The organism is Microbacterium sp. 71-36, assembly GCF_001898305.1.
Lineage (GTDB): Bacteria > Actinomycetota > Actinomycetes > Actinomycetales > Microbacteriaceae > Microbacterium.
This window is the reverse complement of record NZ_MKTP01000001.1, coordinates 564176-589411: the sequence shown is the minus strand read 5'-3', so window position 1 is coordinate 589411 and position 25236 is coordinate 564176. Positions and strand designations below refer to the sequence as shown.

The window sequence follows — 25236 nt, the reverse complement described above, 5'->3', positions numbered from 1 at the left end:
GTCGGGCGGGGTCCGGTCAGGGGGTGAGCGGGGCCAGGCGGCCGATGGCGGCGAGAGGGATGCCGATCCAGTCGGGACGGTTGCGCGTCTCGTAGATCGCCTCGTAGACGGCCTTGTCGAGCTCGAAGGCGGCCAGGAGCGCGTCCGGGGCCGTCCGGTCGGCGCCGATCGTCTCGACGTACCCGGTCAGGAACGCCTCCTGTGCGGCGATGACCCACGCGCGCACCGCCGCGTCGTCGTCGGACACCGCGCCGGACACGTAGTCGAACGAGCGCAGCATGCCGGCGACGTCCCGCACGGCGAGGTCGGGGCTGCGGCGTTCCGCGATCGGGCGGAGCGGCTCTCCTTCGAAGTCGAGCAGCACCCAGCCATTCGCGGGGGTGTGCAGCACCTGCCCCAGGTGCAGATCGCCGTGCACGCGCTGGAGGGGCGGCCATGGCGCAGCGACGGCGTCGGCGTACACCTCCCGGACGCGCTGAGCGTGAGGGGCGAGCACGGGAACCTCCGCCAGGGCGGTGGTCAGACGTCGCTCCCAGGCGGCGGCGACACGGGAACGGACCTGGTCGTCGGGGGCCACCGTGGGGAAGATGTCGGCCAATGCCACGTGCATGCGCGCGACGCTCCCGCCCAGCGCGCGGGCCGGTGCGGTGAAATCGTCGCCGGCGGTGGCGGCCAGGAGAGCCACGCGCCACGCGTCCTCGACCCCCTCGAAGAACTCCTGCGCGAATGCGAGCGAGCCCGTGACCTCGTCCCCCGTCGCCGTGGTCCACTCGCCCCGGATCTCGCCGATCGCGGCGGGCACGAACGCGGCGCCGCGGGCGGCCAGCGCGGATTGCAGCTCGACGTCCGGGTTCACGCCGTCGTTGACCTGCCGGAAGAGCTTGCAGATGACCGGGGCCGCGCCGACCGGGCGGAAGATGATCGAGGTGTTCGACTGCTCCCCGCTCAACACACGGGCCGGCACGTCGGTGGCGGGACTCGCAGACCCCGCGGCCAGGGGAATGCCGACGATCTTCGACGGCGCGGTGGATCCGGCCCCGCCGACCGTGACCAGCTGGAACAGCAGGTCGGTGAACGCGGGGTCGGTCACGGCATCCGCCCACACCCGTCCGTCGTCCGCGGGTCCGATGAGACTGCCCGGGAGCACCGTCTCCGGGTCGCGCAGGGACACCGGCACCTGGTAGACCGCCGCGGGCGACACGGCGTCGTCGCGGACGAGGAGAACCCGGGTCGCGGGGATCACCGACTCCGCGTCGGCGACGAGGGTCAGGCGTGGATCGCGCCCCTTCGTGCCGTACCAGCGCTGTCGCGGCATCCACACGGTCAGGAGATCGAGAAGGTCGCCCATGCGGCGAGGCTAACGCGATCCGGCGAGGTTCGCCCGGGTCTTGCGCCCGCGCCCCGTCGATGACAAGACGTCAGGGCTTCTCCGACGGCGGTGCATCGCCCTTCCGGTCCGTGCGACGGGGGAGGGCCCTGCGGGCGACCGACCCCGTTCGCCGGCCCGCGGATCCGACGGCGCCCGCGATCGCGCCCCCGACACGCTGCACGCCGCCGACGGCACGACGCTCCAGTCGGTCGGCGCCGGGCCGCGGTTCGAGGTCGCGGGGGAGGGTCGGGGGAGCGGCCCCGAATGCCCGCCGCGAGGTGACGAGCACGCGACGGCCGAGGATGTTGTTGCCGGCGCCGCCCACCACAGCCCCGACACCGAACGGGAGGGCCTTGCCGAGCCAGGACGCTCCGCCGCGGGCGGCGAACTGGCGGGCGAACGTGGTCTTGAGCCGGTCCACCAGCGGTCCGACGGCGGCGCGGGGCAGCGTCTTCGTGACGAGTTCTCCCCAGTAACCGGAGCGGGTCGTCCCGCGACCCGCCGCCTGCGCCGCGAGCTGGGCGACGAGGTCTGTTCCCTCCTTGCCGAGCATCAGGGTGAGGACGAGGGCGCGCGCGCGATCGGGGTCTTCGACCGCGACCCCGTGCACCTCCGCGACCGACTGCGCGAACAGGGCCGTGGCCTCCAGGAACCCGACCGTCTCGACGCCGCTCAGTGCGAGCGTGACGCCGGTGCCGATCCCGGGGACGACTGCTGTCGCGCCGACGGCCGCGCCGCCCGTGGTCACGGCGGCGAGATAGCGACGCTCGAGAATCCGCAGGATCTCCTGCGGAGACGCGTCGGGATGCCGCAGCCGGACGCTCCGCAGGTGTGCGAGAACCGCGGGGCGCTGCACGGACAGCACGCGATCGAGCATCCGGATCGTGCGTGGATGCTCGTCCGAGCCCGCCGGCGGCAGCCCTCCGTTCCAGGGCGCGTCGTCGGGCAGGGAATGGATGCGATGCACCTTCTCGGCCATGTCTCCATCCTGCCCCGACGCGCCGGTGCCCGCCGGGCCTTGACGTGCGCCGCCGATCAGACGAACAGGTTCGCGCGTTCCAGATCCTCGGCGAAGTCGACCTCGACGGCGTACAGGTCGGAGATGTCGAGGGGTTCGACGCGCATGCCGTCCTCGGCGATGGCGAGTTCGATTCCGCGTTCGAAGTAATCCTGATCGTCGACCCGCTGGAGGTGGCGCTGGAGGGTCTTCCGGTCGCGGGACGAGACGTAGTTGATGCCGACGGCTTCGCCGAGTCCACCGCGGACGCTCTTCGAGAGCTCGGTGACGAAGCCTTCGGCGTCGACGGTGTACTTGACCTCTTCGTCGCTGACCTTGGCGGTGTTCACGGTGACGAACGACTGGTCGGACTCGATCAGCGCCGCCGCGCGGCCGAGCACATCGGGGTCGAAAACGACGTCGCCGTTCATCCACAGCACACCGCCGCGCCCTGTCACCGTCAGGGCGCGGAGCAGGCTCTTCGACGTGTTGGTCAGGTCGTAGCGGTCGTTGTAGACGTAGTCGACTCGCGGGAACGCGTCGACGATGGTCTCCGCGCGATAGCCGACGACCGTGGTGATGCGGGCGGTGCGGCCGAAGTTCGCGCGGATGTTGTCGTGCTGCTGCTGCATGATGCTGCGGCCGTCGGCGAGCACGGTCAGCGGTTTGGGGAGGCTCCTCCCCAAACGCGAGCCCATGCCCGCAGCGAGAATGACGATGTGAAGGGTCAAGGCAGGCTCCTGGGGGATGAGTTGTCGTTTCCGGTTCACCGGAAAGTCACGCCTTCGTGTCGGATTCATGCTAGCCAGAGGGCCTGGGAAGGTGGACAATACGCGCTCGTCGTTGTCCTTTCGTGATGACCTGTCCGTGTGCGCTCCGCGGGCAACCCCGCGGGTGGGTGTCCGAGGGGGTTGATAGTTTGGAGCGATGACAGCGTCGCTGCCGCAGCCCCCTGAGTCCGCCTCCGCTGGGTCGGAGGACGATGCGGCGAGCGTCGACGCCTCTCCCACGCCCCCGCCTCGCCCGCGCACGCCCCGGCGTCCCGCCGCCGCTTCACCGCGTGCGACGGCGGATTCGGATGCCGCGGCCGAGGACGACACGCCGGAGGTGAAGAAGTCGACGCCGCGAACGTCGTCGGCACGCAACGCCTCCACCGGAGCTGCGCCCCGCAGCCCGCGCACGCCGGCGGCGAAGAAGCCGGCGACGCCGCGCACGCCGGCGGCGAAGAAACCCGCGACGCCCCGCACGCCGGCGGCGAAGAAACCCGCGACGCCGCGCACGCCGGCGGCGAAGAAACCCGCGACGCCCCGCACGCCGGCGGCGAAGAAGCCGGCCGCTCCCCGGAAGAAGCCGGCCGTGCCGGATGAGGCGAGCCCGGTGGTCGATCCGGGCCCGCCGCCGCCGCTGCCGACCGACCTCGTCGTGCCGCCGAGGCCCCCTCTGCCCCCCGTGAGCGCGTCGCCCGCCGTCGCCGACCCCACGCCGGCGGACGTCGCCGTCGAGGAGCCGAAGGTCGTCGAGGAACCACCGGCCGTCGAGTCGGCGGTCGATACCGATACGGCTCTCGAAGAGCCTTCCCCCGGGGACGTCATCCCATCGGATGAGAATGCGACCCCCATCGAGCCCGTGTCTGAGGAGCCGGCGGTCGATCCGGAGCCCGCGGCCGTGGAGCCCGTGGCCGAGGAGCCCGTGGCCGACCAGGAGCCCGTGGTCGTGGAGCCCGTGGCCGACCCGGAGCCCGTGGTCGTGGAGCCCGTGGCCGACCCGGAGCCCATGGTCGTGGAGCCCGTGGCCGAGGAGCAGGTGGTCGAGGATCCGGTGCCCGCGGCTCAGGAGCCGGTGCTGGTTGCCGACGAGCCCGAGGCCGGTGCGGAGCCGGCGGGGGACGAGCCCGGCACGGGGGAGTCCCTCCTCGCTGAGGAGATCGCCGCCGACGAAGCATCGACGGACGATCCGACGCCCGCCGACATCGCGCCGGAGCCGTCGCCGGTGCCCGAACAGGGCACCGATCCGCTCGAGGCTGACGTCACCGCGACGGGGTCGGCCGAGACTCCGGACGCGTCCGCGGCGGAGGTCGCCGGCGCCGCAGCGGCCCCCGACGCCGCGGGCGAACAGGCCGTCGCGAGTGACGTCCCGGCTCTGAGCCTGCGCAACGTCACCAAGACGTTCGGCGAGCTGCGTGCGGTCGACGGTGTCGACCTGACCGTTCCCGCGGGATCGTTCTATGGGCTCGTCGGGCCGAACGGCGCGGGCAAGACGACGACGCTCTCGATCATCGCCGGTCTTCTGCGTTCCAACGGCGGCACGGTCGAGATCAACGGCGTCGACGCGAAGCGCCACCCGCGCGCGGCCAAGAAGCTGATCGGTGTGCTCCCGGACCGGCTGCGCACCTTCGACCGCCTCACCGGTCGCCAGCTCCTGTCGTACTACGGTGCGCTGCGCGGTCTGCCCTCGCCGGTGGTCGAGAGTCGGGCCGCCGATCTGGCGCGCGCCTTCGACCTCGTCGAGGCGCTCGGCCGTCCGGTATCGGACTACTCGGCGGGAATGACGAAGAAGGTCATGCTGGCGGGGGCGATGATCCATTCGCCGCGTCTGCTCGTGCTCGACGAACCCTTCGAGGCCGTCGATCCGGTCTCCAGCGGGGTCATCCTCGACATCCTGCGCGCCTACGTCGATCACGGCGGCACCGTGATCCTGTCGAGTCACGGCATGGAACTGGTGGAGCGCGTGTGCTCGCGTGTCGCCGTCATCGTGTCGGGACAGGTGCTCGCCGAGGGCACCGTCGATGAGGTCCGCGGCGAGTCGACGCTCGAGCAGCGTTTCCTCGAGCTCTCCGGCGGGTTGGGCGACGTGGAGGGCCTCGAGTGGTTGCACACGTTCTCCGCCTGAGGCTTGCCATGATGCTCGGCGCCCTCCGGGGCGACCGGGATCACGTGCTGCGGCGCGCCGTCGGTCTGTTGGTCCTCGTCGTCGGCACGGTCTTCGCCGCCGTCAACGTGGTCGCCCTGGCCGATTCCGACCGTCTGACCACCGCGGTGGTGACGGTGCTCGCCGGATCAGCGGTCACCCTGGGCTTCGCCATCGCCCCGCCGGTCACGGCATCCGTCGATCCGCTCGATCCGCGCCGCTTCGCCGTCGTCGGCCCCGAGCCGCGCCCGCTCGCGGCGGCGCTGCTGTTGGCGGGGTTCTTCAGCGTGCCCGTGATCGTGGTGGTCGTCCTGGCCGTCTCCCTCGCCGTGGCCTGGACCGCGCAAGGCGCTCCCGTCGGCGCCGCGGTCGTGTCGATCGTCCTCGGCGTGGCCACTTGCGTGCTCTTGGCCCGAGTGAGTCTCGCCCTCGGCGCACTGGTGCGCCGCCCCCGCCAATCCCGCGAACTGCTCGGCGTCTACCTCGTCGCGGTCCTCGTCGTGGTCGTGCCCGTGGGGATCTTCCTCGGCTCACTCGAGTGGCGCGGAGCGGTTCCGTCGCAGTTGGTGTCGGCGGCCGAGGTGCTCGGGTGGACGCCGATCGGGGCGGCGTGGAACATCGCACTCGCTCCGACCCCCGGCGCGGCCGCGGCGAGTGTCGTCGTGTCGCTCGCGACCCTGGCCCTCTTGGCCGCTGCGTGGTTCGTCCTCGTTCGCGTGCTGCTGACGACGACGCCTCGCCCGTTCACGGTCCGCGAGCGCGCAGGCCTGGGGTGGTTCGCGCTGCTCCCCGGCACGCCCGGGGGCGCCGTCGCCGCGCGGAGCCTGTCGTACTGGTTCCGGGACCGCCGGTACGTGGTCAACGTGGTGGTGGTTCCGATCGCCGCGGTGCTCACGACGCTCCCTCTCATCGTGGCCGGTGTGCCGATCGAGTACGCCGTCCTGCTCCCCGCGCCGATCATCGCCCTCTTCCTCGGGTGGCTTCCGCACAACGATCTGGCGTACGACTCCACGGCGCTCTGGATGCACATCGCCAGTGGTGTCCGTGGTCTTCCGGACCGGATCGGTCGCCTCGTCCCGGTCGTGCTGATCGCCCTCCCGCTGCTGGCGGTCGCGATCCCGCTCGCCATCGCCGTGCACGGTCGGTGGGCCTTCGCGCCCGCCCTCGTGGGGGTCTGCGCGGCCCTCCTCCTCTCGGGGCTGGGGCTGTCGAGCGTCGCCTCCGTCGTCGCTCCGTACGCCGTGTCCCGCCCGGGCGACAGTCCTTTCCAGCAGCCGCAGCGCACCGGCTCGGGCGGTGTCCTGTCGCAGGGGCTCGTCATGGTGGGCGCCGTGGTGGCGGCGAGCCCCTCGATCTGGTTCGCCTGGCAGGCCGTGGCATCCGACACCGCCGACGCTTTCGCGGCACTGTGGGCGGGGCTCGGTGTCGGGGTGGTCGTGTTCGTGGTCGGGGTCGCAGCCGGAGCGGCGCAGTTCGAGCGGCGGGGAACGCGGCTCATGGAGTTCGCCGAAGCCACCTGAGGCGGCGCTCCAGCTCCGCCTTCCGCGGGGCTGGAGCGGCAGAACCGTCCGCGCCCCGTGGTCCGCGGCTACACTGGCAGACCATGAGCACGCCTCTCGACCGACCGGACAGCGGGGGTCTCGCGACCCTGGATCGCGAGCTCGAAGAGCTCATCCGCGAGGAGAACATCGAGCCGGGTGATCACGAGCGCTTCTCGCACTACGTCAAGAAGGACAAGATCCTCGAGTCGGCTCTCACGGGCAAGCCCGTGCGTGCACTGTGCGGAAAGAAGTGGACCCCGGGTCGCGATCCCGAGAAGTTCCCGGTGTGCCCCCAGTGCAAAGAGATCTACGAATCCCTCAACACGTGACCTCCCTGCCCCTCAGGTGAGGGTGAGGGTCGTGGTCTGCGAGGTCGAGCCGTCACTGCCGTAGATCGTGAGCGTGACCGAGTAGGTTCCCGCGGCGATCGGGTAGGTGTTCTCGTCGGGGTACCAGTTCAGGTTCTGCGCGTATCCGCCGAGCGCGATCGTGAACAGGCCCGCCAGGGTCGTGGGCACGGCCGGTGACGGGGGCACGATCTCGATGGTGTACTGCACCATCGCGGGTTCCGGGTCTCGCGTCGGCCACCACGTGATGTTCTGGTCGTAGTGGGCGGAGGCGTAGATCGCGAGGGGTCCGCGGACGGTGTTCGTGACGGGGTCGTACTTCCCGCCGTCGGTCACCGTCCAGTCATCGCCGATCCGCAGCTTCGAGATCGGTACGGACGTGGCGGACAGCGCCACGGCGGGCACGAACGTCGCCGCGATCGCCGGTGCGACCCAGGCCGCGGTGGAAAGGACGGCGCGGCGGCTGGTGTCGTGCCCGCCGGGCGACCGAGCATCGTCGGGCATGGAACTCTCCGTTCGGTGCGTGAACCGCCCGAACGCTGGGCGCTCACGAGCCCGGAGGAGCAGGGCGGGGTTTCCACGCTAGGCACCGTCGCGGCGGCCCTCATCGGCCGGCCGGAGAATCTCACCCGAGTCGTCGGGGCTTTCGCCCTCGACGCGTCGGCCGTGAGCTCAGGCTTCCGCGTACTCGGTGGGCAGTGCCGGCTCGGAGCGGCTCAGTGCGAGCGCGCGTACGGGCAGTTCCTCGCGCACGCGGGCATGGTGGACGCGCGCCGCTCTCACTCCCTCCGGCCCGAGGGCCGCGGTGTCGGGTTCGCCGGCCACGACGAGCGGGACCTGGAGCGCCCGGGCGTCGGGGTGCTCGGCGGCCGTCGCGAGTTCTTCGAAGCCCTCGCTCACGACGATCAGCTCCGACGTGGCCGTTCCGGCGTCGAGCGTGCGGAACGCGGCTTTACGGCCCCCGTGCGAGGCCTTCTGAGCCGAGGCCTTCGCGACCGGGACCCACGAGCCGTCCGCCGCGGCGCGCGCCACCAGTTTGAAGACCAGTCCCGCCGTCGGTGTGCCCGATCCCGTCACGACCGATGTGCCGACGCCGTAGCTGTCGACGGGTGCGGCGGCGAGGGCGGCGATGGCGAACTCGTCGAGATCGCTCGTGACGGTGATGCGCGTCCCGGTGGCACCGAGCTCGTCGAGGAGCGTGCGCACCTCCCCGGCGACGATCGGGAGGTCTCCGGAGTCGATGCGCACTCCACCCAGCTCCGTGCCGGCCACGCGCACCGCCGTCCGAACGCCCTCGGCGATGTCATACGTGTCGATGAGCAGCGTCGTTCCGGCACCGAGCGCGTCGATCTGCGACCGGAACGCGTCCTCCTCGCTGTCGTGCAGCAGCGTCCAGGCGTGGGCTGCGGTGCCCATGGTCGGGACGCCCCAGCGGCGGCCCGCCTCGAGATTGCTCGTGGCCGAGAACCCGGCGATGTAGGCGGCGCGGGCTGCCGCGACGGCGGACTCCTCGCCGGCTCGACGCGACCCCATCTCGGCGAGCGGGCGGTCGCCCGCGGCGACGCTCATCCGCGCGGCCGCGGTCGCCACCGCGGAGTCGAAGTTCAGCACGCTCAGGGCGAGCGTCTCGAGGATCACGGCCTCGGCGAACGTCCCCTCGATCGTGAGCAGCGGCGAACCCGGGAAGTAGACCTCGCCCTCGCGGTAGCCCGTGATCGAGCCCGTGAAGCGGTACCCCTCGAGGTAGTCGAGGGTGCCGGCATCCACGATCCGGTTGTCGCGCAGGTAACGGAGCTCGTCGTCGCCGAAGCGGAAGTCGCGGATCGCGTCGAGCAGTCGCCCGGTTCCGGCCACGACGCCGAAGCGTCGGCCACCGGAGAGGCGTCGACCGAAGACCTCGAACACGCAGCGGCGGTGCGCGGTGCCGTCACGGAGTCCCGCATCGAGCATGGTGAGTTCGTAGCGGTCGGTGAGGAGGGCCGTACTGCGGGTCATCGCGCCAGCCTATTGCGGCCGCGCCGCCTTCCCTGGGCCCGCGATCGCGCTTGACACGGCCGGCTGCCGTGCCGGACTCCGGACTTTCCGCTCGAGACGCATGCCGTCGCCGACGCCGATCCGCGGATCGGCGGGATTCTCCGGAGTCCGGAACGCCGAGCTGTCCCACCCGGCCGCGCAGCGGCCGCCGGGTAGGCTGGATGCCTATGAACGACGCGCCGATCGGCATCTTCGACTCCGGAGTCGGTGGTCTCACCGTCGCCCGCGCGGTCTCGGCGCAGCTGCCGCGGGAGTCGATCCTCTACATCGGCGACACCGCGCGCTCGCCCTACGGGCCGAAGCCGATCGCCGACGTCCGGCGGTACGCGCTCGAGGTGCTGGACACGCTGGTCGAGCAGGGCGTGAAGATGCTCGTGATCGCCTGCAACACGGCATCCGCCGCCATGCTCCGCGACGCCCGCGAGCGTTACGACGTTCCCGTGGTCGAGGTCATCGGCCCGGCGGTGCGCACGGCGATGTCGACGACCCGCAACGGTCGGATCGGTGTGATCGGCACCGTGGGCACGATCGGCTCCCGCGCCTACCAGGACATGCTCGAGGTCAACGAGCGTCTCACCGTCTTCGCCGAGGCGGCACCGCGGTTCGTCGAGTTCGTCGAGGCGGGGGTCACCGACTCGCCCGAGGTGCTCGCGGTCGCCGAGGAGTACCTCGCGCCGCTCCGCCGCGCCGGTGTCGACACGCTCGTCCTCGGGTGCACGCACTACCCGTTCCTGGAGGGCGCCATCAGCTATGTGATGGGCCCCGAGGTGAGCCTGGTCTCGAGCGACAGCGAGACCGCGAAGGACGTGTACCGCCAGCTCGTGTCCGGTGACCTGCTGGCGGGGCCGGATGCCGTCCCCACCCACCGTTACGAGGCCACGGGCGCCTCGGCCGACGAGTTCGTGCGCCTCGCGCACCGCCTGATGGGTCGCGAGATCCGCGACGTGCAGCTGGTGCAGACCGGCGCCATCGACCTGCCGCGCTGAGGCGTGGCATCCATTCCGTCCTGAGGAGGACCCATGACCCGCAAAGACGGCCGGACCGACGACCAGCTGCGCCCCGTGACGATCGAGCGGGGGTGGTCCGCGCACGCCGAGGGCTCCGCGCTCATCACGTTCGGCGGCACGAAGGTGCTGTGCACCGCCTCGTTCACGAACGGCGTGCCGCGCTGGCTCACCGGCAAGGGCAAGGGCTGGGTCACGGCCGAGTACGCGATGCTCCCGCGCGCGACGAACAGCCGCAACGACCGCGAGAGCATCAAGGGCAAGGTCGGTGGCCGCACGCACGAGATCTCGCGTCTGATCGGCCGCGCCCTGCGGGCCGTCGTCGACACGAAGGCGCTCGGCGAGAACACGATCGTGATCGACTGCGACGTGCTGCAGGCCGACGGCGGCACCCGCACCGCGGCGATCACGGGCGCGTACGTCGCCCTCGCGGATGCCATCGCCTGGGGTCGCGAGAAGAAGTTCATCGCGCAGCGGTCCGAGGTGCTCGTCGACTCGGTGTCCGCCGTGTCGGTCGGCATCATCGACGGCACCCCCATGCTCGACCTGGCCTACGTCGAGGACGTCCGCGCCGAGACCGACATGAACGTCGTCGTCACCGGCCGCGGCCTCTTCGTCGAGGTGCAGGGCACCGCCGAGGGCGCGCCCTTCGACAAGCGCGAGCTCGACCAGCTGCTGGAGCTCGGCGTGAACGGCTGCGCGCAGCTGCGCGACCTGCAGTCCGCGGCGCTGGAGGACTGACGTGGCCCGCGTCGTCCTGGCCACGCACAACCCGCACAAGGTCGAGGAGTTCCAGGCGATCGTCGCCGCCACCCGTCCCGACCTCGAGGTCGTCGGGTACGACGGCCCCGAGCCGGTCGAGGACGGCGTGACCTTCGCCGCCAACGCCCTCATCAAGGCCCGCGCGGCTGCGGCGCACACGGGGCTTCCGGCCCTGGCCGATGACTCCGGCGTCGCGGTGGACGTGCTGGGCGGTTCGCCCGGCGTCTTCTCGGCCTACTGGGCGGGACACAAGAAGGATGCCGCGGTCAACCTCGAGCTGCTCCTCGACCAGCTGTCCGATGTGGCCGACCCGCACCGCACGGCGCAGTTCGTGTCGGTGATCGCGCTGGTGCGCCCCGACGGCACCGAGGACACGGTCGAGGGTCGCTGGCCCGGCCGACTCGCGACGGCGCCCGCCGGCCCCGGCGGCTTCGGCTACGACCCGATCTTCATTCCGGACGGACAGGATGCCGACGCGGAGCGAACGGTCGGCGAATGGTCGGCGGAGGAGAAGAACGCCCAGTCGCACCGGGCGCGGGCGTTCCGCAGCCTCGTGCCGCTGCTGCAGACGCTCTGACACTCGCGCCGAGAGCGAAAACCGCTCTCATTCCCGACTAGCCCGAAACGCCTCTGCACCCGGGGACCCGGCTCTAGCCTGGATGCATGCACGATCACGCGCCCGCCGGCGGCATCCGCGATGCCGGACACCGACGGCTGCTCGCGGTCGCCCTGAGCCTCACGGCGACCGTGATGATCGTGCAGGTCGTCGGCGCGATCCTCACCGGCTCGCTCGCACTGCTGGCCGACGCCGCGCACATGTTCACCGATGCCGCGGCGCTGGTCGTCGCGCTCATCGCGACGGCGATCGCGGCGCGCCCCGCCGACGACCGCCGCACGTTCGGGTACCAACGTGCCGAGGTGCTCGGGGCGCTCGTGAACGGCATCGTGCTCATCGTCCTGAGCCTGTGGGTCGCGTTCGAAGCCGTGCAGCGGCTGCTCGCCCCCGCCGAGGCCGAGGTGCAGGGCGGTCTGATGCTCGTGGTCGCCGTCGTGGGGCTGCTCGCGAACGCCGTGTCGATGTGGCTGCTGGGCCGCGCGCAGAAGCGCAGCATCAACGTGCGCGGTGCGTACCTCGAGGTGCTCGGCGACCTGATCGGATCCGCGGCGGTGATCGTCGCGGCCATCGTCATCGTCGCGACCGGGTTCGTGCAGGCGGATGCCATCGCCTCGCTGTTCATCGCGGTGATGATCGTCCCGCGGGCCATCGGGCTCCTGCGCGAGGTCATGGCGGTGCTGACCGAGTCCGCACCGACGGGCGTGCACGTGGCCGAGATCCGCGAGCACCTGCGCGGGGCCGACGGCGTCGTCGACGTGCACGACGTCCACGTGTGGCAGCTCACGCGCGGAGCGCCGGTGTTCAGCGCCCACGTCGTCGTGGAGGAGGCGGCCCTGACCGACGGTCGGGCGTCGCGGATCCTGGCATCCCTCCAGACGTGCCTCGCCGACCACTTCGACGTCGAGCACTCGACGTTCCAGCTCGAACCCGCCGGTCACGTCGAGCACGACGCGCAGCACGCCTGACACTCAGTCCTCGCGGACGACCTCGGCCGGGTCCTTGTCGGGCCGCAGCCCCCGCCAGCGCGCCTGGCGCAGGATGCCGCCGGGCGTGAACTCGGCGAACTCCACCTCGCCCACCAGCTCAGGGCGCACCCATCGTGCGTCGCGCGCGTCGGCGGCGGGGACGCCCACGAACGGATCGGCATCCGCCCGGAGGGGTTCCAGCAGCGCGGACAGGCGCGCGAGCGTCTGCTCGCCGAAGCCCGAGCCCACGCGCCCCGCGTACTGCAGGCCGTCCGCCGACGGCACGCCGACCAGGAGCGAGCCGATCGTGCCCGCGCGGTTGCCCTTCCCGGGCCGGATGCCGCCGATGACGACCTCCTGCGTGCGCGAGTGCTTGACCTTGAGCCAGCGGTCGGAGCGCTGACCCCGCCGGTACGGGGCGTGCGGGTCCTTCACGACGATGCCCTCGAGCCCGAATCGCCCGCTCGCCGCCAGTGCCGCCTCGACATCGTCGAACACCGGGGGCACCACGACGACGGGCGTCGCGTCGGCAGCGAGGCGCTCGAGGATCTCGTGGCGCTCCGCGAGGGGGAGTCCCGTGACGTCGCGTCCGCCGACCTCGAGCACGTCGAACACGTACAGGTGGACCGGGGTCCGGGCGGCCTCCTGCGCGATGTCGCGCGCCTGGGCGAGGTTCATGCGCTTCTGCAGCAGCGGAAAGCTCGGACGCCCGTGCACGTCGAGGGCGACGATCTCGCCGTCGATCACGGCGGGTGCCGACCCCAGGCCGAGGTCGACGGAGGTGAGCTCGGGGTAGGCGGCGGTGAGGTCGTTTCCGTTGCGCGACCGCAGGCGCAGGCGCTCCCCGTCCCAGATGCCGACGCCGCGGATGCCGTCCCACTTCATCTCGACCCACGCTCGCCCCCAGCGTTCGGCCGCCGCGCGGGCCAGACCCGCTGTGGAGGCGGTGGCGAGCATGGGGCGCAGGTCGGCGGCAGGGGGAGCGGCGGGCACGACGACCTCCCCTTCGCTCTGCGGGCGGCCGTCGGCATCCGTCTTCATCCGGTGGAGCAGCCACTGCGACTTCTCGCCGGAGCCCTCGGTGCGGATGAGCGCGAGGCGGACGCGTCCGAGCGGGCCGTCGGGGCCACCGGTCAGAGTCGCGATGACCTCGTCGTCGCGCCACTTCTCGAGCTCATAGGTACCGGTGTCCCAGACGGTCATCGTTCCGGCGCCGTACTGTCCGCGGGGGATCTCGCCCGCGAAGTCGAGGTACTGCATCGGGTGGTCTTCGGTCATCACGGCGAGGCTGTTCCTCCCCGTCGTCGCCGGGACGCCCTTGGGGACCGCCCAGCTGACCAGCACGCCGTCGCGCTCGAGACGCAGGTCCCAGTGCAGCCGCGAGGCGTGGTGCTCCTGGATCACGAAGCGGGGGAGTCCGCCGTTCGCGGCCGCGGCGTGCGGGGCGTCCGGCACCGGCTCAGGGGTGCGACCGGCCGTGCGCTTGGCGATGTACGCGCGAAGGGGGCCGTCGACGGGGTCGACCGCCGCCAGCGGATCGCCGGAACGCTCGAGCACCTCGGCGAAGAGCAGGTGGCGCAGGCCCGGGTCGTCGAGCTCCTCCCACGTGCGCGGGGCGGCGACGGTCGGCTCGGCACGGCCGCGCAGCGAGTACGGCGCGATGGTCGTCTTCGAGCCGTTGTTCTGGCTCCAGTCGATGAACACCCTGCCGGGGCGCGCGGCCTTGGACATCTGGCTCACGACGAGGTCGGGGTGATCGGCCTCGATCGCCCGGGCCAGTTCCTTCGCGACCGCGCTGACCGCGTCGCTGGTCTGCGTCCCGTCGAGGTGCGCGTAGAGATGGATGCCTTTGCTCCCACTGGTGACCGGCTGCGGGTCGAGGCCGATGTCGAGCAGGATCGCCCGCGCCCATCGGGCGACCTCGGCGCACTCCGCGAGTCCGACGCCGGGCCCGGGGTCCAGGTCCAGGACGATGCGGTCGGGATTCTGTCGGACCCCGGCGCCGTCGAAGCGCCACTGCGGCACGTGCAGCTCGAGGCTCGCCACCTGGGCGAGGTACACCAGCGCCGGGACGTCCTCGACCAGCGGATAGTCCTTCGCACCCGACGAATGATCGATGGGATGCCGTGGCATCCAGTCCGGAGCTCCGGGCTCCAGCGCCTTCGCGAAGAACGGCTCACCGGGCTCGCTCGCCGTCCCCACCCCGTCGGGCCAGCGCTTTCGCGTCACCGGACGGCCACGGACGTGGGGGAGCAGGCGGGGGGCGATGCGGCTGTAGTAGTCGATGACCTCGCCCTTGGTGGTCCCCGTCTCGGGGTACAGCACCTTGTCGAGGTTGGACAGCCGCAGCCGACGGCCGTCGATGCGCACCGTCTGCTCCGCCATCGCCCCAGCGTAGAGCGGCGGAGGGGGTGGATACCGTGGGGCTTGCGCCGCACCCGCGTGCCGCGCTCCGGATCTGAGGGGTGATCCGGTGTCGGGGGGCGCCGCCGACCTGCAACTACCCGAACTGTTCCGGAGAGCGGGACAGGGGTCAGCGGGTGAGGGACCCGGCGCAAGGGTCTCGGCATCCGGGGTGCCGGGGGTGTTCACTGGACGCATGCGATCGATCTGGAAGGGCGCGCTGACCTTCGGCCTCGTCAACGTGCCCGTCAAGGTGTACTCCGCCACCGAGGACCACGACGTGCCGCTCCACCAGGTGCACAACAAGGACGGCGGACGCATCCGCTACCAGCGCATCTGCGAGGTCGACGGAGAGGTCGTGCCCTACCAGGACATCGACCGCGCGTACGACGACGGCGAGCAGACGGTGGTGCTGACCAAGGACGACCTCGCGTCGCTTCCGAGCGAGCGCAGCCGCGAGATCGAGGTGGTCGAGTTCGTCCCAAGCGACCAGGTCGACCTGCTCACGCTCGACAAGGCGTACTACCTCGAGCCGGATTCGTCGTCGCCGAAGGCCTACGTCCTGCTGCGGAAGACGCTCGAGCAGACCGACCGCACCGCGATCGTGCGGTTCTCGCTGCGGCAGAAGACGCGGCTCGCGGCGCTGCGCACCCGCGGCGACATCCTCGTGCTGCAGACGCTGCTGTGGGCCGACGAGGTGAGAGCGGCGGAGTTCCCCTCGCTCGACGAGGACGTCCGCATCTCGGCGAAGGAGCTGGAGATGTCGGCCTCCCTCGTCGAGAGCTTCTCGAAGGACTTCGACCCCGACGAATTCGGCGACGAGTACCAGCGCGAGCTCCGGACGCTCATCGACGCCAAGCTCGAGCAGGGGGACGCCATCGACACCGCCGCCACCTTCGGAGAACAGGATGCCGACGACGACGGCGGCGAGGTCATCGATCTGATGGAGGCCCTCCGCGCGAGCGTCGAGCGCACGCGCGCGGCTCGCGCCGGGAAGTCGGAGGAACCCGCGCCGAAGAAGAAGGCGGAGTCGAAGAAGAACGCGTCGAAGGCGTCGTGACCGCCGCGATCAGCGAGCGCGGTGGTCGCCGTCCTCGAGCGTCTCGGGGTCGAGGACGAGGGATGCCGAATCGGTGGGCACGCCCGCGGCCGCCTCGCGCTTGGCTGCAGCCCGCTCGCGGAAGTAGTGCACCGCGATGAAGATCGCCGTCCCCGCGACGGCGGCGAGCAGGATGACGTCGATGTACTCGGTCACGATGTCGCGCACGAACGGGATGTACCCCACGGCGTAGCCCAGCATCGTCAGGCCGATGCCCCAGATGATCGCCCCGATGAGGTTGTAGAGCGAGTACTTGCGCCACGGCATGTGCCCCACGCCGGCGGCGATGGGGGCGAAGGTGCGCACGACCGGAACGAATCGGGCGAGGATCACGGTGATGCCCCCGAAGCGCTCGAAGAACGCGTTCGTGCGCTCCACGTTCTTCCGGCTGAAGACGCCGGAGTCTTTGCGCTCGAAGATCGAGGGGCCCGCCTTATGGCCGATGAAGTAGCCGACTTCGCCGCCGACGAACGCGGCGAAACCGATGGCCAGCGCCACCCACCACGCGTTGATGCCGAACACCCCGTCGGGCGCCGCGGGAGTCGAGTGCGAGAGCAGCCCGGCCATGATCAGAAGCGTGTCGCCGGGAAGGAGGAAGCCGATCAGGAGGCCCGTCTCGGCGAAGATGATGAAGCACACCACCAGGAGCGCCCACGGCTGGGAGTTGGTGATGATGGCGGCCGGGTCCAGCCAGGGGAGCAGGCCTGCGGAGTGGATCACATCGGTCCCGTCGGGTCAGGAGAAACGGTGTCGTGGAAGGGATGTCCGTGCGGAAGGGGGGACTTGAACCCCCACGCCCGAAGGCACAGGAACCTAAATCCTGCGTGTCTGCCGGTTTCACCACTCCCGCGAATTGACTCATTCTAGGGCTGCGGGTCCCACGCTCCATGTGAAGCCGCCGTCAACTGCGGCGGCTCTGCGCCGGCCGCGGGCGCGTGTCGCGGGAATGCCGACGCGCCCGGCGCCCTTGACCTTTCGTATGAAGGCCATCGTCTACTCCACGCCCGGCGACTCGTCCGTCCTCTCGCTCGTCGATCGGGAGATCCCCGAACCCGGTCCGGGTGAGGTGCGGGTGCGCGTCGCAGTGTCCGGCGTGAATCCGACCGATTGGAAGGCGCGCGCCACGGTCGGACGTCCGCTCGTCGCCGACGAGGTCACCCCGAACCAGGACGGCGCGGGAACAGTGGATGCCGTGGGCGAGGGCGTCGAGAGTCTCGCCGTCGGTGACCGCGTGTGGATCTACCTGGCCGCGCATCAGCGTCCGACCGGGACCGCCGCCGAGTACTCCGTCGTCCCCGCGGCGCGCGCGGTGCCGCTCGCCGACGGGGCGTCGTTCGAACTCGGAGCGAGCCTCGGTGTTCCCGCGATGACGGCGCACCGCGCCCTGACCGTTCACGAGTTCGGGCCCGCGCGGCTGACACCCGGAGCCCTCGACGGCAGGTTCGTCCTCGTGCAGGGCGGCGCTGGAGCCGTGGGCCACGCGGCGATCCAGCTCGCGGTCTGGGCGGGGGCGACCGTGATCGCGACGGTCAGCAGCGCCGAGAAGGTGACGCTCGCCCGCGCGGCCGGTGCGCACCACGTTCTGCGCTATCCGGACGATGGGCTGGCCGATGCGATCCGCGATCTCGCCCCGCAGGGCGTGGACCACATCGTCGAGGTGGCGATCGCCGAGAACGCCGCCCTCGATGTCGAGGTCGTGGCCAACCACGGTTCGATCGGGTACTACGCCGACAACGGTGGCGGAACCTTCACCGCGGCGGTCCGCGAGAGCTTCGCGAAGAATGTGCGCTGGCAGGGCCTGCTGCTCTACACCGTCGGTGAGGACGCCCTGCTCGCTGCCGCGGAGGACGTCTCGGCCGCCGTCGCCGACGGGGTGCTGCCCGTGGGCGAATCCGCGGGACTGCCGCTGACGTCGTTCGCGCTGGATCAGACGGCCGCGGCGCATGACGCCGTCGAGGCGGGCGAGACGGGAAAGGTGCTCATCCGGGTCACGGACGCCGATGGCTGACCGTTCTCACTGATTCGGGCGAGGCCGGGGAGGACTCCGCGGGGAGTCACCTCGGCTGACGGGCGAGGATGAGCGCGCAGGCGCCCAGCGCCGCGCTCGCGAGCGCGAGGGCGACCGTGCTGCCGGCCCGGTGGGCCAGCGCGCCGACGACGGCGCCGGTCACGAGGGCAGCCCAGAGGAGCAGCGGACGTCGCCACGCCGTCCGGGAACCGCCGGTGACGAGCGATGCGAGCGCGAGACCGAGGCTCACCAGTGTTCCGGTGCTGTAGGTGATCGCCACGCGTGCACGGCCGTCGGCGAGGAAGAGCGTGTTCAACGCCCCCATCGCGGCGGCGAGGAGACCGGCCCGCCACAGGGTCGCGGACCCGCCGAGGGCGAGCAGCGCGGCCGAGCCCACGACGACCGCCGCTCCGCCGACGATCCAGGGCCGCGGTCGCGACACGAGCGTGGTGGCGACGCCGCCGGCGGTCACACCGGCGACGAATGCGGCGATGATGCCGACGGACGCGAGCGCGATCAGCGGGCCCGGACCGACCACCTCGACCGCCGCCTGGGTGGAGTTGCCGCTCATGAACGACACGAACAGACCGCCGGTATCGAGGAAGCCGATCGCGTCGACGAATCCCGCGACGGAGGCCAGCGCCGCGGAGACGGCGAGCGAGCCACGGTCGACGTCCTTCATCACGGCATCCCTCCGTCGATCGGTGTGCATCCGGGCAACATCGTCGAGCGTGACGGGTTCCGACGGCAAATCGGGTCGTACTCGTGCGAGCCCGACACGGCGACGGGGTCGCGCACCGTCGTGCACGACCCCGCCCGTGTATCCGGTATTACGCGGCGTCGTCGCTCTGTGCGCGACGACGGTGGACGATCGTTCCCACCGCGATGACGACACCCACGGCGAGCATGCCGACGCCGATGAGCGGCAGCGGGGAGCCCTCGACCTCGGAGCCGGTGTTCGCGAGGGATCCGCGCGGACCCGAGGTCGCCGCGGGTGCAGCCGTCGCGGTCGGTGACGGGCTCGTCGAGACGCTCGGCTCGGGTGACGGTTCCGCTCCGGGATCGGTGGGCTCGGGCGACGGCTCGACCGCGTTCCACGCGAGGACCGCGGTGGCGTTGCCGATGGCGGGGGCGAAGATGTCGATCGACTCCCGGCTGACGTTGGCGAGCGTGTCATCGGCCGTGTGGTAGTTGCGATCCATGATGACTCCCGCCTCCCCGCCGAAGAGCGCGGCCTGCTCGGGGGTCTTCAGATCGTCCGCACCCGAGAACAGTCCGCCCGCGGGGATGCCGTTGTCGATGAAGGCCTGATAGTCGGAGCGTCCCGAGTACTCGCTGTCGACCCAGGGCTGGTCGACGCCGTCGAAGTAGTCGGTGTAGACCTTCTCCAGCTCGGCGGATCCGGCGGGGATGTCCACGTCGGGGGCGGGGTACGTCGAGCGGTTCGCGTCGTACACCCCGACCGTGAAGTTCTCCGACCCGATCATGTCGTAGTTCAGATACGCCGAGATGCGGGCGAGTTCGGCCGGGTCGTTGGCCACGAGGTCGTCGACGTAGTGGGTCGAACCGACGAGACCGACCTCTTCGGCGCTCCAGAGCGCGAGGCGAATCCGCTTGTCGTTGGGCACGTCGGATGCCGCGATCTTCTCGGCGAGAGCGAGGATCGCCGCCGAGCCGGAGGCGTTGTCGTTCACGCCGGGACCTTCCGGGACTCCGTCGAGGTGGGCTCCGATGACGATGGTGTCCTCGGGGTCGCCGGCGATGCTGTCGGCGATGACGTTGAAGGTCTTGCCGACGAGGAACTCCTTGACGATCTCGGCCGTCCCCTCCACCGGGGCGTCCTCGGGGGCGGCGTCGATGAGGGCCGCGAGGGTCTCGCCCGAGGCCTGCGGCAGGGTGGCGGCGGGGGCGTTGGCTTCGTTCCGGTCGCCGGACCCGACGTTCGTGAGCTGGTCGTCGGGGCCCACACCCTCTTCGACGGGACGAGCGTTGTTGTAGACGAACACCGCGCCCGCTCCGGCGCCGGAGGCGAAGCCGATCTTCTCCTCGAAGGTGCACACGCCGCGCTGCACGAGCACGATCGCGCCGTCGGGAACCTCGGCGAAGTCGTCGGCGGCGCACCCGAGCCGCAGACCCTCGTCGTCGGCGGTCGGCTGCGCCAACGGCGCCGTGTACGGGGCGTCGGTGCCCTCCGACAGGTCGAAGTGCGACCCCTCGTACGCGGTGCCGTCGACGGTCAGGCGCACGTCGCCGAAGGTCGAGTACGGCTGCTCGAACTCCTGACGCGTGACGGTGAAGGCACCGGTGTCCGCCAGGACCTGCTCCGCGTACTCCGCGGCGGCGGTGTACCCGGGGGCGTAGAACGCGCGGTAGTCCCGGTCGGCGTACGACTCGGTGATCTCCGCGAGTTCGGTCAGGTGGGTCATGACGTCCGCACCGGTCAGCCCGAGCGTCTCGGGCCCGTCGTCCGGCGCCGCCGTGGCCGCCGGAGCGATCAGGAGGGAACCGCCGACGAGTGCGCCGGCGGCGATCAGGCAGGTCGCGCGTCTCGCGCGCGGGGGAGGGGTCGACAGGGTGTTTCTGGGCACGTTATTGCACCTCTCCGCGGGCACCTGCGCCCGCATCATCCAGGGGGGAATGACTCCTGACGCCCTGAGAAGGCGGCAGTGGTCACGATTGTGACCACAATTTCCGTCGATGAACAACAGATGCAGGAATGTTTACGGCTCGGAAACATCCGCGGAGCGCGATCAGGGCGTGCGCGGCACGTACCGTGGCACCCAGCGGACGAAGCCGACGGCCCCCGCGACGGCGATCACGCCCATCGCCGCGACGGCGACGGGAAGCGAGATCGCTGCGGTCACGAGCGAGATGAGGACCGGGGCGATCGCGCCGCCGCCGTCGGTGAGCGTGCGCCACGATCCGAGGAAGGCCGCCGGATCGGTCGGCGGGGCGATGTCGGCGCCGAGGGTGAGCAGGATGCCGCTGGAGAGACCGTTGCCGACGCCGAGCACGGCCGCGAACATCGCGAACCACATCGAGGCGCTGTCCAACTCGTGGGTGACGGACAGCGCGAAGAACCCCGCGCCCATGAGGATCATCGCCGGGAGCGCGGCCCAGAGGCGGCCGAATCGGTCCATGACCTGGCCGCTGGCGTAGAACAGGGCGAAGTCGATCGCGCCGGAGACGCCCACGACCACGGCGATCGTCGAGGCGTCCAGGCCCAGGGAGACGCCCCACAGGGGCAGCACGACCTGGCGGGCCGAGCGGACGGCCGAGAGCGAGGCCGCGGCCAGCCCCAGACGTGCGAGCACCCCCCGGAACCTCCACATCGTGCGGAACACGCCCGTTCGCTCCACCGCGGGGATCGAGCCGGTCACGGGTTCGCCGGTGTCCTCGGCATCCACCGCTCGGGGGGCTCCCGTGAGCGGCGCGGCGATCGCGCGCTCCGGATCCGGGCCGAGGAAGACCAGCAGGATCGTCGCGACCTGGCACACGGCGAAGAACGCGATCGAAGCCGACTCGTCGCCGAAGATCCCGAGGAGGGCGGCGGAGATGAACGGGCCGACGAACATGCCGAGGCGGAACGTGCCGCCCAGGAGCGACAGTGCCCGTGCGCGGAAATGCAGCGGAACCCGCGTCGTCATGAACGAATGTCGGGCGAGGGCGAAGGATGCCGCGCAGAATCCGATCAGGAACACCGCTGCCGCGAACACGGCGAGCGAGTTCGCGAACACCACGCCGACGAGCCCGCCGAGGATGACGATGCCCGCGGCGCCCATGGTGAGGCGCTCTCCGAACCGCGCCACCGCCCACCCCGCCGGGATGTTGCCGCACAGCTGGCCGACCACCAGCGCGGCCGCGATGAGCGCCGCGAGGGCGACGTCCGCGCCCAGACGGCTGGCGATCACCGGGATCAACGGGATCACGGCCCCCTCGCCGAGGGCGAAGAGGAGCGTGGGGCCGTAGATCATCGGTGCGAAGCGGACCAGCACATCGCGGGGGGAGTCGCTCGTCATCGTCTCCACGATAGGCTGGAGTGTCATGCTCGAACTGGACCTTGCCGCCGACATCCAGGCGCTGCGCTCGACCTTCGCCGATATTCAGGCCGTGGTCGACGTCGACGCACTCACCGCCGACATCGAACGCCTGAACGAAGAGGCGGGCGCTCCCGACCTCTGGGACGACGTCGACAACGCCCAGAAGGTCACCAGCCGCCTCAGCCACCGTCAGGCCGAACTCAAGCGCATCACCGAGATCGAGCAGCGTCTCGACGACCTCGAGGTGCTCGTCGAGCTCGCCAACGAGATGGAGGACGAGGAGTCCGCCGACGAGGCGCGCAAAGAACTCGCCTCGCTGCGCGACGTGATCGGCCAGCTCGAGGTGCAGACCCTCCTCGACGGCGAGTACGACGCGCGATCCGCGGTCGTCACGATCCGCTCCGGCGCGGGCGGCGACGATGCGACCGACTTCGCCGAGATGCTCCTGCGCATGTACCTGCGGTGGGCCGAGCGCCACAAGTACCCCGTGAAGGTCATGGACACCTCCTACGCCGAGGGCGCGGGGATCAAGTCGGCCACGTTCGAGATCGACGTCCCCTACGCCTACGGCACGCTGTCGGTCGAGGCCGGTACCCACCGCCTCGCGCGCATCAGCCCGTTCGGCGGCGCCGACAAGCGTCAGACCAGCTTCGCCGCCGTCGAGGTCATCCCCGTGATGGAGGAGGCCGTCGAGGTCGAGGTCCCCGAGGGCGACATCCGCGTCGACGTGTTCCGCTCGTCGGGTCCCGGCGGCCAGTCGGTGAACACGACCGACTCGGCTGTGCGCATCACGCACATCCCAACCGGGCTCGTCGTCTCGATGCAGAACGAGAAGTCGCAGATCCAGAACCGCGCTGCCGCCATGCGCGTCCTGCAGACCCGCCTGCTGCTGCTCAAGCGCGAAGAAGAGGCGGCCAAGAAGAAGGAGCTCGCGGGCACCATCACCGCGAGCTGGGGCGACCAGATGCGCTCCTACTTCCTCTACGGCCAGCAGCTGGTGAAAGACCTCCGCACCGGATACGAGGTCGGCAACCCCGCGGTCGTCTTCGACGGCGACCTGGACGGCCTCATCGCGGCCGGCATCCGCTGGCGCAAGCGCAAGGACGACGACGACTGAGTGAGGGATGCCACGGGCGTGGCATCCATAGGACTCTCGCGGTTTCGCGACCCGGCGCGTCCTGTCGGACTGGGCGGGCCGCGCGCTTAGGCTCGTCGAGCCATGATCCGGTTCGAGAACGTCACCAAGCGGTATCGCGGCACCACGAGACCGGCGTTGAACGCCGTCGACTTCGAGGTGCAGCGCGGAGAGTTCGTCTTCCTCGTGGGAGCCTCCGGCTCCGGGAAGTCGTCGTGCCTGCAGCTCATCCTGCGGGCCGAGACACCCAGCGAGGGGAGGGTCGTCGTCCTCGGGCGCGACCTGCGCACGCTGTCGAACCGGAAGGTGCCCTATTTCCGGCGTCACATCGGTTCGGTGTTCCAGGACTTCCGTCTGCTGCCCAACAAGACGGTCCACCAGAACGTCGCCTTCACGCTGCAGGTCACCGGGGCCTCCCGCGGCTTCATCCAGCAGGCCGTGCCCGAGGTGCTCGCGCTCGTCGGCCTGGACGGCAAGGAGAAGCGTCTGCCGCACGAGCTGTCCGGCGGTGAGCAGCAGCGCGTCGCGATCGCGCGCGCCCTCGTGAACCGCCCCCAGGTGCTGCTCGCCGACGAGCCGACCGGAAACCTGGATCCCGCCACGTCCATCGACATCATGCAGCTCCTGGCTCGCATCAACGCCGGCGGCACGACCGTGGTCATGGCCACGCACGAGGCCGGCTTCGTCGACCAGATGCAGCGCCGCGTGATCGAGCTCCGCAACGGCGAGATGGTCCGTGACGAGCGGCGCGGCGGCTACGGCGACACGTCCGGACTGCCCCGACTCGCCCCCGAGGTCGAGAAGGGCGCGGCGGCGGTCGCCGCCCTGACGGCCGTCCTCGAGGTGCAGCGCGAGGTCGCGCACATCACCGGTGCCGTCGAGCCGCTGAACCTCGAGGAAGCCCGGCGCGTCGAGGCGGAGCGCGCCGCGACGGCGTCCGAAGCGGCACCCGAGCCCCCGACGCACACGCGATCGGTGCCCGTCACGACGCCCGACGTCGATGCGCTCGGCCTCGCCGACCGCCTCGGCCTCGCCGACAAGAACGATCGCGACGACGAAGTGGGACCCACCTCATGAGATTCGGTCTCATCCTCTCGGAGGCGTTCTCCGGCCTGCGTCGCAACGCCTCGATGGTCATCTCCGTCATCCTGGTCACGTTCGTCTCCCTCACGTTCGTCGGCGCGGCCATGCTCATGCAGATGCAGATCGGCAAGATGCAGTCGTACTGGGCCGATCGCGCTCAGGTCGCCGTCTTCATGTGCTCCACGGTCTCCGACAAGCCGTCCTGCGCCGCGGGCGAGGCGGCCAGCCAGGAACAGATCGACCAGGTGCAGGCGACGCTCGAGGGACCTTCACTGGCCCCGCTGATCCGCAACTTCACCTTCCAGACCAGCGATCAGGCGTTCGAGAACGCGAAGGGTCTGCTGTCCGCCGACATCGCGGACGTCGTCACGGCCGATCAGTTCAACGCCACCTTCAGCATCAACCTGGTCGATCAGAGCCAGTCGGACGTGATCGCCGAGGCGTTCAGCAACCAAGCGGGCGTCGAGGAGGTCACCGACCAGATGCAGTACCTGGAGCCGCTGTTCCAGACGCTGACGGTCGCGACCTATGTCGCCGTCGGTATCGCCGGTCTGATGCTCATCGCCGCGGTGCTGCTGATCGCGACCACGATCCGTCTGTCGGCCTTCGCCCGCCGACGGGAACTGGGCATCATGCGCCTCGTGGGCGCGTCGAACAGGTTCATCCAGACCCCGTTCGTCCTCGAGGGCGTGCTGGCCGCGCTGATCGGTTCGGCGCTCGCGAGCGTCGCCGTCTGGGGCATCGTCGAGGTCGGAGTCAATCAGTACCTGCGTGATCGGATCTCGTTCATCACGTCGTGGGTGGGACTGTCGGACGTCGCGATCGTGGTGCCGGTGATCATCGTCCTGGGCGTGCTGTTGGCGGCTCTGAGCGCGAGCTTCGCGATCCGCCGCTGGCTGCGTGCCTGATCGCGTAGACTGACAGGC

General features: G+C 70.9%; 22 protein-coding genes and 1 tRNA gene. 12 read left to right on the top strand and 11 right to left on the bottom strand.

Annotated elements, in window-relative coordinates; all coding sequences use genetic code 11:
* Positions 1–16: 16 nt before the first annotated feature.
* The 3 genes from BGO45_RS02995 to BGO45_RS02985 form a co-directional block, all read right to left on the bottom strand.
* The gene (locus BGO45_RS02995) at positions 17–1348 is read right to left on the bottom strand and encodes a phosphotransferase (RefSeq protein WP_292690812.1); all 1332 of its coding nucleotides are present in this window, start codon (positions 1346–1348) and stop codon (positions 17–19) included.
* A 70-nt stretch (positions 1349–1418) separates the two neighbouring features.
* Entirely contained in the window at positions 1419–2348 is a 930-nt protein-coding gene (locus BGO45_RS02990) for a hypothetical protein (protein ID WP_292690810.1), read from the bottom strand.
* 56 nt (positions 2349–2404) lie between these two features.
* Positions 2405–3097, bottom strand: a complete 693-nt coding sequence (locus tag BGO45_RS02985; protein ID WP_292690808.1) for a phosphocholine cytidylyltransferase family protein — start codon at positions 3095–3097, stop codon at positions 2405–2407.
* 625 nt (positions 3098–3722) lie between these two features.
* Between BGO45_RS02985 and BGO45_RS16855 the strand changes: the two genes are divergently transcribed.
* From BGO45_RS16855 to BGO45_RS02970, 3 genes are all read left to right on the top strand, one after another.
* Positions 3723–5255 (top strand): ATP-binding cassette domain-containing protein, encoded by a 1533-nt coding sequence (locus tag BGO45_RS16855; protein WP_366515027.1) that lies wholly within the window; start codon positions 3723–3725, stop codon positions 5253–5255.
* An 8-nt stretch (positions 5256–5263) separates the two neighbouring features.
* Entirely contained in the window at positions 5264–6793 is a 1530-nt protein-coding gene (locus BGO45_RS02975) for a hypothetical protein (protein ID WP_292690806.1), read from the top strand.
* 83 nt (positions 6794–6876) lie between these two features.
* On the top strand, positions 6877–7143 hold the full coding sequence (locus BGO45_RS02970) for a DUF3039 domain-containing protein (RefSeq protein ID WP_076490174.1): 267 nt from the start codon (positions 6877–6879) through the stop codon (positions 7141–7143).
* 12 nt (positions 7144–7155) lie between these two features.
* On the opposite strand, the gene BGO45_RS02965 is transcribed toward BGO45_RS02970, so the two are convergent.
* Complete coding sequence (locus BGO45_RS02965) at positions 7156–7665, bottom strand: hypothetical protein (protein WP_292690803.1); 510 nt, start codon at positions 7663–7665, stop codon at positions 7156–7158.
* Positions 7666–7833: 168 nt separating this feature from the next.
* Positions 7834–9156, bottom strand: a complete 1323-nt coding sequence (locus tag BGO45_RS02960) for a nicotinate phosphoribosyltransferase (protein WP_292690801.1) — start codon at positions 9154–9156, stop codon at positions 7834–7836.
* 206 nt (positions 9157–9362) lie between these two features.
* On the opposite strand from BGO45_RS02960, the gene murI reads away from it, so the two are divergent.
* From murI to BGO45_RS02940, 4 genes are all read left to right on the top strand, one after another.
* Positions 9363–10181, top strand: coding sequence for a glutamate racemase (gene murI, locus BGO45_RS02955; protein ID WP_292690799.1), 819 nt, complete (start codon positions 9363–9365; stop codon positions 10179–10181).
* 33 nt (positions 10182–10214) lie between these two features.
* On the top strand, positions 10215–10940 hold the full coding sequence (gene rph / locus BGO45_RS02950; protein WP_292690797.1) for a ribonuclease PH: 726 nt from the start codon (positions 10215–10217) through the stop codon (positions 10938–10940).
* Between the two features lies 1 nt (position 10941).
* Positions 10942–11538, top strand: coding sequence for an RdgB/HAM1 family non-canonical purine NTP pyrophosphatase (gene rdgB / locus BGO45_RS02945; RefSeq protein WP_292690796.1), 597 nt, complete (start codon positions 10942–10944; stop codon positions 11536–11538).
* A gap of 86 nt (positions 11539–11624) precedes the next feature.
* Entirely contained in the window at positions 11625–12542 is a 918-nt protein-coding gene (locus BGO45_RS02940) for a cation diffusion facilitator family transporter (RefSeq protein WP_292690794.1), read from the top strand.
* A gap of 3 nt (positions 12543–12545) precedes the next feature.
* On the opposite strand, the gene BGO45_RS02935 is transcribed toward BGO45_RS02940, so the two are convergent.
* Positions 12546–14927, bottom strand: coding sequence for an ATP-dependent DNA ligase (locus tag BGO45_RS02935; protein WP_292690792.1), 2382 nt, complete (start codon positions 14925–14927; stop codon positions 12546–12548).
* Between the two features lie 214 nt (positions 14928–15141).
* Here BGO45_RS02935 and BGO45_RS02930 point away from each other — a divergent pair, with 214 nt between their 5' ends.
* Positions 15142–16005 (top strand): Ku protein, encoded by an 864-nt coding sequence (locus BGO45_RS02930; protein ID WP_292690790.1) that lies wholly within the window; start codon positions 15142–15144, stop codon positions 16003–16005.
* Positions 16006–16014: 9 nt separating this feature from the next.
* Here the strand turns inward: BGO45_RS02930 and BGO45_RS02925 are convergent, their stop codons facing one another.
* On the bottom strand, positions 16015–16761 hold the full coding sequence (locus BGO45_RS02925; protein ID WP_292692830.1) for a VTT domain-containing protein: 747 nt from the start codon (positions 16759–16761) through the stop codon (positions 16015–16017).
* Positions 16762–16812: 51 nt separating this feature from the next.
* Positions 16813–16894: transfer RNA gene (locus tag BGO45_RS02920), tRNA-Leu, on the bottom strand.
* A gap of 129 nt (positions 16895–17023) precedes the next feature.
* Here BGO45_RS02920 and BGO45_RS02915 point away from each other — a divergent pair.
* Positions 17024–18052: an NADPH:quinone reductase gene (locus BGO45_RS02915; protein WP_292690788.1), complete on the top strand. Its 1029-nt coding sequence runs from the start codon at positions 17024–17026 to the stop codon at positions 18050–18052.
* A gap of 46 nt (positions 18053–18098) precedes the next feature.
* Here BGO45_RS02915 and BGO45_RS02910 read toward each other — a convergent pair whose 3' ends face one another.
* The 3 genes from BGO45_RS02910 to BGO45_RS02900 all read right to left on the bottom strand — a co-directional run bounded on the left by BGO45_RS02910 (position 18099) and on the right by BGO45_RS02900 (position 22098).
* Positions 18099–18764, bottom strand: a complete 666-nt coding sequence (locus tag BGO45_RS02910; RefSeq protein ID WP_292690785.1) for a DUF1275 family protein — start codon at positions 18762–18764, stop codon at positions 18099–18101.
* Between the two features lie 118 nt (positions 18765–18882).
* Entirely contained in the window at positions 18883–20640 is a 1758-nt protein-coding gene (locus BGO45_RS02905) for a M20/M25/M40 family metallo-hydrolase (protein WP_292690783.1), read from the bottom strand.
* Between the two features lie 162 nt (positions 20641–20802).
* A complete protein-coding gene (locus tag BGO45_RS02900) occupies positions 20803–22098 on the bottom strand; it encodes an MFS transporter (protein ID WP_292690781.1) in 1296 nt (431 codons plus the stop codon).
* Between BGO45_RS02900 and prfB the strand changes: the two genes are divergently transcribed.
* From prfB to ftsX, 3 genes are all read left to right on the top strand, one after another.
* Entirely contained in the window at positions 22097–23209 is a 1113-nt protein-coding gene (prfB, locus tag BGO45_RS02895) for a peptide chain release factor 2 (protein WP_076490187.1), read from the top strand. The genes BGO45_RS02900 and prfB overlap by 2 nt on opposite strands.
* 102 nt (positions 23210–23311) lie before the next feature.
* Positions 23312–24304 (top strand): cell division ATP-binding protein FtsE, encoded by a 993-nt coding sequence (gene ftsE, locus BGO45_RS02890; RefSeq protein ID WP_292690779.1) that lies wholly within the window; start codon positions 23312–23314, stop codon positions 24302–24304.
* On the top strand, positions 24301–25218 hold the full coding sequence (ftsX, locus tag BGO45_RS02885) for a permease-like cell division protein FtsX (protein WP_292690777.1): 918 nt from the start codon (positions 24301–24303) through the stop codon (positions 25216–25218). The genes ftsE and ftsX overlap by 4 nt, the downstream gene beginning before the upstream one ends.
* The last annotated feature ends 18 nt before the right edge of the window (positions 25219–25236 follow it).